The sequence below is a fragment of the Thiocapsa sp. genome, assembly GCF_035467215.1.
Taxonomy (GTDB): Bacteria; Pseudomonadota; Gammaproteobacteria; order Chromatiales; family Chromatiaceae; genus Thiocapsa.
Genome location: NZ_DATITZ010000302.1, coordinates 1 through 2,424 on the forward strand (window position 1 = coordinate 1; position 2,424 = coordinate 2,424).

Sequence of the window (2,424 nt, forward strand, 5' to 3'; positions counted from 1 at the left end):
TCCCCTCGGGAAGCCCGCGGCCTCCGGTGCTGCCGATCGTCCTCTGCAATGGCGAGAAATCCTGGTGGGCCAAGACCAGTCTCGACGCGTTGATCGAGCCGGACCTACCCGAGCAGCTGCGCCGATGGCAGCCGCAGATCCGCTATCTGCTGCTCGACGAGCAGCGGCTCGCGGATACCGAGCTAGCGGGACAGCGCAATGTCGCCGCGGCCTTGGTTCGGCTCGAGAACAGTCGCCGGCCCGAGGATATCGAGCGGGTCCTGGCGAGTCTGATTGATTGGCTCGCCGCACCCGAGCAGGACAGTCTGTGCCGTGCCTTCGTCGTCTGGCTCAAGCGCGTGCTGCTGCCGGCGCACGTGCCGGGCGCCGAGCGACCGAACGTCAACAATCTTCAGGAGATGCGCGCCATGTTGGCCGAACGGGTGAAGACCTGGACCGGCAGAATCGATTGGATCGCGTTCCATGCGTCGAGCGATCAGGGGGTTGGCGAGGAGAGCTTCTTGCGCATGCGACGCAATGCAGTCAGCAGCGCCGGAAGATCATCCTGGATGATGCTCCAGACGGTGTCGTCATCGATTCCCAAATAGCCGTGGATCAAACGATTCCGTGTCGCGATGATGAGACGGCAAGGGATCTGCGGATTGGCTGACCGCACGTCATTGGGAATATGCGTCGCGGCCTCGCCAATTAGCTCAAGGTTTCGGAGCGTAGCGTCGTAGGCGAGCGAGTTGCCGACGAATTCCTGTTGTTCCAGCCTCCGGGAATAGGCCGATACCTTCTCTGCAAATGCGATCATGTCATCGAGGTAGAAAACCCATCTCGCTTGCTTTCGGTGGGCTCAGACACGAATCGCCTCGCGTTCGACATAAGGAGCCAGCTCTCGGCGCAGTGCCTTGCGAGTGCCGAGATCAACAGGGCGCCCGAGGAGGTCTTCGAGATAGAACTGCACGCCGAAATAGCGCTGCGAGGTCGATGGCCCATCGAAGGACACTAGGATATCGATGTCGCTGTCCACTCGCTCGTCTCCACGCGCCGTCGACCCGAAGAGCGCCAGATCGACGACACCGAAACGTCGAGTCAGATCCGCCTTGTGCTCGGCCAGAAGTCTCAGGGATTGGTCTCTGTTCACTTTTTCACCCGTACGGCAGCAGCAAGCACTCGATTTCGCGCCCGAGGAACTGTGGATTGCGCCAAAATTCACCGCAGCAAGCCTAACATAGACCCCCGGGTCGTGATCACCGATGTGATGCTGAAATCCATGGCACGGATCCCGAAAATGTTTCGTAAGACCGGCTGCACTGTCGCCGCGATCGGCATCTGCAAGCGTCGGAATATGATCTCTTCGCAGCGAAGCTCGCAGCACGGGCTTTCTCGAGCACGGGCGGCTTCGGGAAGCAAAACGGTCGCTCCGGCGGATTCGGCGGATTGGCTCAGAGGTCGCAAAGGGTCGTGACTTGTAACTCGTTCAACCGCGCGCGACTTTCCGCTGTCAGGATCGAAGAGTCACCCCCTTTCGGCCGCTGGGTGACCGGTCAGGGCCGATTCGGGACGTAAGCGGAGCCTCGAGGCGAACGGGAATCGCGGAACCGCTTGGTGGAATGGCTGCGGTGGAATAGCCCGAGTCCGGCAGGGTCAGCGCGGATTATCCTGAGAATTTCATGGGAAATTAAGGTCAGCGACAAGATGCCCCCGGTCACGCAAGTGTGACCGGGATCCTTCGATCCTCTTGACTTCTAAACCGGGTCCAGCGCGGATCCCCCGGCGTCCATCGGGTTGCGCATATCAACGTAACCCGGCCGTCCGCTCGGGACGCGATTTAGCTCAGCACCCCGGCTTGTAGCGCAGATCCAGCGTATAGGGATGCTCCCCGGCCGGCTCGTGCGGCGGCGGGTCGATCGGCCCCGGGGTGTGTCCCATCAGCCGGAAGCGGGCGATGCGCCGACTCTCCGCCTCGTAGCTGTTGACCGGGAAATTGCTCTCGCTGCGACCGCCCGGATGGGCGACATAGTAGGTGCAGCCGCCCAGGCTCGCGCGGTTCCAGAGATCGACGATCTCGAACAGGAGCGGGCTGTGCGCGGGGATGGTCGGGTGTAGACCGGACGGCGGGCTCCAGGCCTTGAAGCGGATCCCGGCGACGAACTCGGCCTTGCGTCCGGTCGGGCGCAGCGGGACACGCCGGCCGTTGCACACGAGCACATGACGGTCGCCGACCATGCCGTTGACCTTCACCTGCATCCGCTCCACCGAGCTGTCGACGAAGCGGGCGGTGCCCTGCGCCGTGACCTCCTCGCCCAGGACATGCCACGGCTCGATGGCCGCGCGCAGCTCCATGTCGATGCCGTTTTCGGTGACCAGATCCCCGTAGTGCGGGAAACGGAACTCGAAGAAGGGATCGAACCAGGCAGGATCGAAGGGATAGCCGGC

4 protein-coding genes are annotated in these 2,424 nt (G+C 62.6%); 1 reads left to right on the top strand and 3 read right to left on the bottom strand.

Annotation, left to right across the window (positions count from 1 at the left end; translation table 11 throughout):
• Window positions 1-587 (top strand): Rpn family recombination-promoting nuclease/putative transposase (locus tag VLR48_RS16660; RefSeq protein ID WP_325292865.1); only part of this gene is annotated, 587 nt, incomplete at its 5' end.
• Here the strand turns inward: VLR48_RS16660 and VLR48_RS16665 are convergent.
• The 3 genes from VLR48_RS16665 to VLR48_RS16675 all read right to left on the bottom strand — a co-directional run.
• On the bottom strand, window positions 476-796 hold the full coding sequence (locus VLR48_RS16665) for a DUF86 domain-containing protein (RefSeq protein WP_325292866.1): 321 nt from the start codon (window positions 794-796) through the stop codon (window positions 476-478). The two genes, VLR48_RS16660 and VLR48_RS16665, sit on opposite strands and share 112 nt — an antisense overlap.
• Before the next feature lie 42 nt (window positions 797-838).
• Window positions 839-1,129 (bottom strand): nucleotidyltransferase family protein, encoded by a 291-nt coding sequence (locus VLR48_RS16670; RefSeq protein WP_325292867.1) that lies wholly within the window; start codon window positions 1,127-1,129, stop codon window positions 839-841.
• A gap of 692 nt (window positions 1,130-1,821) precedes the next feature.
• Window positions 1,822-2,424: transglutaminase family protein (locus VLR48_RS16675; protein ID WP_325292868.1), on the bottom strand; the 603-nt coding region annotated here is incomplete at its 5' end.